Consider the following 7,153-nt stretch of genomic DNA (forward strand, 5'->3'; position numbering starts at 1 on the left):
CGCGTGCCGCGCGAGGCCGGCAAGCCCGGCGCGCACGCACCGTTGCGCGGCATCGGGCAGGTCGTCGCGCGCGGCGCCGCGGCGGATCCGCAGCAGCTCCTTGCCGACGTGCAGCGCCGCAAGTGCCTCGATGCTCGCCTGTGTCATCGCGGCCGGCTGGCCGGCGAGCAGCGCGCCGAGCTGCGCGATGCGGTGCTGCTGGCGCTGCTGCCAGTCCGCCCCCGTGACGCGCCTGCCGGCCACGAGCGCGAGCGTGTCGTCGCGGATCGTGCGGCGCAGCCGCGTGGCATCGGTGGCCAGGTTGCGTGGCAGGATCAACCGGAACGTGAGCAGCGTGAGGAACGTGGCGAGTACCCACGCGACCGACTGGTTGAGGAACAGCGCGACGTCGGGGCGGAACGGATTGGTCGCGCCGGTCAGCGTGTTGAACGCGACGAGATAGGCAAGCCCGGCGAGCGCGGTCTTCGGCACGCTCGTCGCGTAGATGCCCGGCATCCAGAACAGCGCGAGCGCGACGACGAGCAAGGGAAAACCTTCGATGCGCGGCAGGATGCCGAACGCACACACGAACGCCGCCGGTACGGCCAGGACCGTGCCCTTGATGAGCGCCCGTGCGGCAGCGGCCGGGTTGCCGGCGGTCGCGAGCAGCGCGCAGTACGGTGCGACGACGAGCAGCATCATGTCGCCCTGGTTCCAGCCGGTCACGAGCCAGAATGCGCCGGCAATCACGATCGCGCAGGCCGAGCGCACGCCGTTGCGCAGGGCCGCGCCCGTGTCGCGGTGAAAGCGCACCCGTGCGGGCCGATGGCCCGGCCGCGGGCGCTGCAGTTCGACGAGCCCGTTCAGCGCCGCACGGTAGTCGTCGATCTGTTCGATCAACCGCTCGCCGGCGATCAGCAACGCTGCCTCGACGCGCGGATTGCCGAGCGTGATGCCTTCGAGGGCGTCGCGCAGGCGTTCGCGCGCATCGGCCAGCAATGCAAGCGCGCGCGCCGCACCGCCGGGGCCGTCGCCCAATGCGTCGGCGGCGGCCTGCCACGCAGCCGCGAGACGCGGCTGCAGCGCCGCGACCGCGCGCGCGCCGGGACTGTCGGGCGGCAGTGGCGGCATGCCGCCCGCGAGTGCGCCGAACAGCGACGCCATGCCGTGCCGCACGGCGGCCGCGCGTTGCGCGAGATCTTCCGATTCGGCCTTGCCGAGCGCGAGCAGATCGTCGATGCCGTAGATGCCGGCGAACAGCGCGTGCCGCTTGGCGTCGGCGGGCTCCGCCGCGAGGCCTTTGCGTTTCGTGGCGATGACCCGCGCGACGTCGGCCGTGACGCGCGTCACCAGCGCTTCCAGTTTCGCGCGCACGTCGCGCGTGCCGAGCAGCATCGACACGAGGCTCAGGCACAGCACGCCGATCACGACCGTCGAGCCGCGCCCGATCACGTGCTCGAAGGTCAGCTCGGGATGCTGCATCGCGCCGTAGGTCGCGAGGCCGATCGTGTAGCCGGCCACCACGGTGCCCGACGCGCGGAAGTGCCGCAGCAGCGTCATGCCCGCGACGCAGACGCCGAGCCAGAACGCGAAGCCGAGGATGAACAGCAGCGGCTGCTGCGCGAAGCAGCCCATCAGCACGAACGCGACGACCATCCCGGCGATCGTGCCGACCACGCGCCACACGCCCTTGCCGATCACGGCTCCCTGGACGGGGTTGATCACGAGCAGCACCGTCGACGCCGCCGAGTACGGTGTTTCCAGTGCGAGCAGGTACGCGACGCCGAGCGCGAGCGCGGAGGCGATGACCGAGCGCACGACATACGCACCACGCGGCGTAAAAATGTCGATGCGCGCGATCAACGCCGCGGCCGCGCGGTTCAGGCGGCTGGGCGGCGCGACGGCGCGCGTCTGATCTGCTGCGTCATGCACTGCGCTCGCTCCGTGAGAAAGGACGAAGCCAGTCTACGGTCGAGCCATGGATGCGGAACAGTGACGTCTTTGCACTCGACGAGTGCGTGCGACGCATGCGTCATGCGTGCGCCGGATGCAGTGCCGGCTGGCCGGTGCACAGCCCGCGCACGACACGCCGCAACCACTGGTGCGCGGGGTCGCTCTGGAAGCGCGGATGCCACGCCTGCGTGATCAGCACGGTTTCGAGCGGCACCGGCAGTTCGAACGTGCGCACGCCGAGCCCGGCCTGCACCGCGCCGCGCGCGAGATGCTCGGGCAGCGGCAGGATCAGGTCCGACGCCTGCAGTGCGAAGATCGCCGCATATGGCGTCGGCACGACGAGCAGCACGTGCCGCGCGAGCCCGCGCGCGGCGAGCGCGTCGTCGATCGGCCCCGCCGACTTGCCGCGCCGCGACACGCCGATATGCGGCCAGCGCGCGAACTGCTCGGGCGTGATGTCGTCGTCGAAGATCGGGTGGTCGTGGCGCGCGAGACCGACGAAGGTCGTCGTGAACAGCGGCTGCACGCGAATCTCCGGCCCGAGGCGGCGCGACGCGCTGATGAACAGGTCGATGCGGCCGCTGCGCAATGCGTCGTCGTCGAGGTCGTCTTCCTCGGGCATGAGGCGCAGCATCGCGCGCGGCATCCGGCGCGCCATCTCGTCGAGCAGGCCGCTGCTGTGCAGGCCGACGAAGATGTCGTTCGCACGCACGTTGAACTGCTTGTCGAGCGTGCCGAGATCGGTTTCCGCGGACGGGGCGAGCAACTGCGACGCGCGCTCCACGGTCTCGCGGACGACGCCGCGCAGTTCGAGCGCGCGCGGTGTCGGCACCATCTTGCGGCCGGCCTGCACGAAGATCGGGTCGCCGACCGTTTCGCGGATGCGCGCGAGCGTGCGGCTCATCGCGGGCGGGCTGAGGTTCATGCGGCGTGCGGCGCCGACGACGCTGCCTTCTTCGAGCAGTGCGTCGAGTGCAATCAGCAGGTTCAGGTCGGGTGCCATCGGCTTCTCCGTTTCATCGCGTGCACGCCGCGCAATGGTCGTGCGGGATGTGCGCGCGTAGCGTGACTGCAGCGTACGCAACGATTGCGCGTGGCATCACGCGTGACGCACGCATCGGTGGTGCTATTGCCCGGTGCCGGCATCGGGTGGCGGCAAACACGCCGGGTTTCGGCGCCTGCCCGTCGTGGTCGACCGCCGGGCAGGCAAGGCATGCCGGACTTCATGGAAATCTCGTGCATCGATGTGCCGCCGTCGTCAGCAAAAGGGAAGCGGTGCCGCGTCGAATGCCTTCCCCCAGCGGGAAACAGGGAAATTCGCAATGTGCCGGTGCGAATGATCCAATCATGGGATGACTGGATCATTCGAATCTTACATGATGCAAGATCGGCCGCAAGTGTTGCCCGGTTGTCTGGGGTAGTTTCACCCGCAAGCGGGCGCGCCGGGATCGGTCCGCGCCGGACAGGCGGAGTGACGTGATCGCGGCCGTCGCCGCGTCGCGCGGGGCGGGCCCGTCAGTCGGCGGGCGTCTCGTGGGGCTCGTGCGTCTCGAGCCAGGTCATCTGTGGCTTGAGGATCGCAAGGGTTGCGCGAACCGCCTTGTTCTCGTCGCGCTGCTCGATCGCGTCGAGCAATGCCTGGTGCGCCTGCAGGTCCGGCTCGGGAATCGCGGCCTTGTCGAGCTCGATGAGGACGTCCTCGATGTTCGCGAGGATCGACCCAGAAAAGTAGCGATACAACGCTTCGAGCGCGTGATTGTGCGACGCGGCGGCCACGGCGATGTGAAACGCGCGGTCGCGCTCGACGAACTTCTTCACGTCGCGCGACGCTTCGCGTTCGCCGCGCGCTTTCAGCAGCTTGCGCAGCGTCGCGAGATCCGCGTCGGTGCGCCGGCGTGCCGCGTAGCGCGCACACTCCGTTTCGAGCATGCATTGCAGCTCGAGATGGTCGCCGCGCGCGGCGCGATCGACGTTGCGCATCGTGTCGGCCGGATCGACATTGCGCCGCACATAGGTGCCGTCGCCCTGGCGCACGTCGAGCACGCCGGAATACGCGAGCGTGCGAACGGCCTCGCGCACCGTGTTGCGTCCGACCTCGAGCTGTTTCGCGAGATCGAGCTCGGTCGGAATGCGCTGACCGACCTGCCAGATGCCGGAAGTGATATTGGATTTGAGGATTTCGATTGCCGATTCGACGAGCGAGTGTCGGGTGGCCGGGGGCAGGATGGACATGCGTGTTATGTGTCGCTTGGAATCGAAGAGTGCCGCCATCCTATCATCCGGTCATTCGTTCATTCCCGCGCGATCTCACGCCGTCTGAAACTCGTGCCGGTAGGCGAATAAACCCGGTAGCAGAACGCGCCGAACAGCGACGTGATCACGGCCAGCACGGCCAGCCACGTGAGGCTCGCGTTGACGGTCGCCTCGAGCACGGCGAGCTTCGCGTAGAAGCCGACGGTTGGCGGGATGCCTGCCAGCGAGAACATCATGACCATCATCACGAACGCGAACACCGGGCTGCGCTTGTTGCGGCCCTTGAAGTCGTCGATCGTTTCGGCTTCGAAATCGCGGCGCGCGAGCAGCATCACCACGCCGAACGAGCCGAGCGTCGTGATCAGGTAGACGATCGCGTAGAACATCGCCGAGCTGTATGCGTTCGCCGGTGCCGCCGCGTCGCCCTTCACGATGCCCGCGAGCAGGCCGAGCAGCACGAAGCCCATGTTCGAGATCGCCGAGTAAGCGAGCATCCGCTTGATGTTGCGCTGAACGATCCGGCCGCCGGCAGGAATGCATCGCTCCGGCATGCGGTGCGGGTTCCGGCCGGCGGTGACGATGGGAGGGGCGGCAGCGTCGTGCTCGATGACTTGCGATGCAGAATTTGAGGGCTCTCCGACCCCGATGTGACCCCTTTCGCCGTGGGCGCGTCCCCGCTTCCGGCCGGAATCGCCTGCCGGCACGCGGCACGTGCGGCGGAACAAGAGAAGTCGGCGGCCCGGAAGCCACCGCTCGCCCCCGGCAACCCTGGCTCCGATCGCCCCGGCGTGGCACGCCGATTGCTCGCCAAATTCCCGAAACCGCCAAAACCGACTCCGGCCAAACCCGCATCCAGCCGGCCGCTTCCGGCCTTGCCCCCGCATCCCGTGGCCGATTTTGTCACCAGGTGGGCCGGATATGACAATAAGAATCGACCGCCACGGCATTACGATGGCTTACGTCGTCGCCTGGGTCTGAGCCGGTTTCACCGCATCGCGCCCTGTAGCGTCCCTCATATACCGTCTGATTGGAACATCGACCATGAGCTATAACGCCCCCGTCAAGGACATGCTGTTCGTGCTGAAGGAACTGGCCGGCATCGACGCCGTTGCACAGTTGCCGGGCTTCGAGGATGCCGGTTACGACACGGCGCAGGCCGTGCTCGACGAGTCCGCGAAGTTCTGCGGCGAGGTGCTGGCCCCGCTGAACGTCGAAGGCGACCGCAACCCGAGCAGCTGGAAGGATGGTGTCGTGACCGCGACGCCGGGCTTCGGCGAAGCGTTCCGCCAGTTCGTCGAAGGCGGCTGGCAGGGGCTGCAGCATCCGTCCGAATACGACGGCCAGGGGCTGCCGAAGCTGATCGCGACACCGTGCATCGAGATGCTGAACGCATCGAACCTGTCGTTCGCGCTGTGTCCGCTGCTGACCGACGGCGCGATCGAGGCACTGCTGACGGCCGGCACCGACGAGCAGAAGCAGCGCTATGTGCCGAAGCTGATCTCGGGCGAATGGACCGGCACGATGAACCTGACCGAGCCGCAGGCGGGCTCGGATCTCGCGCTGGTGCGCTCGCGCGCCGAGCCGCAGGGCGACGGCACCTACAAGGTGTTCGGCACGAAAATCTTCATCACGTGGGGCGAGCACGACATGGCGGACAACATCGTCCACCTGGTGCTGGCCCGCACGCCGAACGCGCCGGAAGGCGTGAAGGGCATCTCGCTGTTCATCGTGCCGAAGTTCCTGGTCAACGAAGACGGCTCGCTGGGCGCGCGCAACGACGTGCACTGCGTGTCGATCGAGCACAAGCTCGGGATCAAGGCGAGCCCGACGGCGGTGCTGCAGTACGGCGATAACGGCGGCGCGATCGGCTACCTGATCGGCGAAGAAAACCGCGGCCTCGAATACATGTTCATCATGATGAACGCAGCGCGCTTCGGCGTCGGGATGCAGGGCATCGGCGTGGCCGACCGTGCGTACCAGAAGGCCGCGGAATTCGCGAAGGAACGCGTGCAGAGCCGCCCGGTGGACGGTTCGGCCAAGCAGTCGGTGACGATCATCCATCACCCGGACGTACGCCGCATGCTCGGCACGATGCGTGCGCTGACCGAAGGCGCACGGGCGCTGGCCTACGTGGCCGCTGCGCACAGTGACATTGCCCACCGCCATTCGGACGAGGCGACGCGTGACCGTCATCAGGCAATCTACGAGTATCTGGTGCCGGTGGTGAAGGGCTGGAGCACGGAGATGGTGAACGACGTGGCGAGCCTGGGTGTGCAGGTGCACGGCGGGATGGGCTTCATCGAGGAGACGGGCGCGGCGCAGTACTACCGCGATGCACGGATCCTGGCGATCTACGAAGGCACGACGGCGATCCAGGCGAACGACCTGGTCGGCCGCAAGACGATGCGCGACGGTGGCGCGGTGGCGAAGGCGCTGATCGCGGAGATCGGCGAGACGGTGGCGGCGCTGGGCAAGCTGGACGGCGCGGCGGCTGCATCGGTGAAGGCGCAGCTGGAGAAGGGCGCGAAGGCGCTGTCGTCGGTGGTCGATTACGTGGTGGCGAACGTGAAGCAGGACCCGAACGCGGTGTTCGCGGGCAGCGTGCCGTACCTGAAGCTGGCGGGCGTGGTGCTGTGCGGGTGGCAGATGGGCCGCGCACTGGTGGCCGCGCAGGCGAACCGCGCAAGCGACCCGGCGTTCTTCGATGCGAAGATCGCGATCGCGCAATGTTATGCGGAGCACGTGCTGGTGCAGGCGGGCGCGCTCGAAGCGTCGATCGTCGGCACGAAGGGCAACGAGGGCGTGCTCGCGTTGACGGAAGACCAGTTCTGACCGGCTGACGGTCGGGACGCAGGAGGAGACAGGATTTTGACCACACAGGACTTGCTCGCGCAATACGGCCCGCGCGAATCGATGGAATACGACGTCGTGATCGTCGGCGGCGGCCCCGCCGGGCTGTCGGCGGCGA

At 68.1% G+C, this 7,153-nt stretch carries 4 protein-coding genes and 1 pseudogene; 1 reads left to right on the plus strand and 4 read right to left on the minus strand.

Annotation, left to right across the window (positions count from 1 at the left end; genetic code table 11):
• The 4 genes and pseudogenes from BDO18943_RS41820 to BDO18943_RS41835 form a co-directional block, all read right to left on the minus strand.
• Positions 1-1,911 (minus strand): FUSC family protein (locus tag BDO18943_RS41820; protein ID WP_175026652.1); only part of this gene is annotated, 1,911 nt, incomplete at its 3' end.
• 100 nt (positions 1,912-2,011) lie between these two features.
• A complete protein-coding gene (locus BDO18943_RS41825) occupies positions 2,012-2,935 on the minus strand; it encodes a LysR family transcriptional regulator (protein ID WP_175026653.1) in 924 nt (307 codons plus the stop codon).
• 512 nt (positions 2,936-3,447) lie between these two features.
• Positions 3,448-4,164 carry a FadR/GntR family transcriptional regulator gene (locus BDO18943_RS41830; RefSeq protein ID WP_175026654.1) on the minus strand — a complete coding sequence of 239 codons (717 nt, stop codon included), beginning with the start codon at positions 4,162-4,164 and terminating at the stop codon, positions 3,448-3,450.
• Between the two features lie 116 nt (positions 4,165-4,280).
• A pseudogene (locus tag BDO18943_RS41835) lies at positions 4,281-4,703 on the minus strand (proton-conducting transporter transmembrane domain-containing protein); the annotation flags it as partial.
• Positions 4,704-5,226: 523 nt separating this feature from the next.
• Between BDO18943_RS41835 and BDO18943_RS41840 the strand changes: the two are divergent.
• Positions 5,227-7,017, plus strand: a complete 1,791-nt coding sequence (locus tag BDO18943_RS41840; RefSeq protein WP_175026655.1) for an acyl-CoA dehydrogenase — start codon at positions 5,227-5,229, stop codon at positions 7,015-7,017.
• Positions 7,018-7,153: the final 136 nt, after the last annotated feature.

Source organism: Burkholderia aenigmatica, from assembly GCF_902499175.1.
GTDB classification, from domain to species: domain Bacteria; phylum Pseudomonadota; class Gammaproteobacteria; order Burkholderiales; family Burkholderiaceae; genus Burkholderia; species Burkholderia aenigmatica.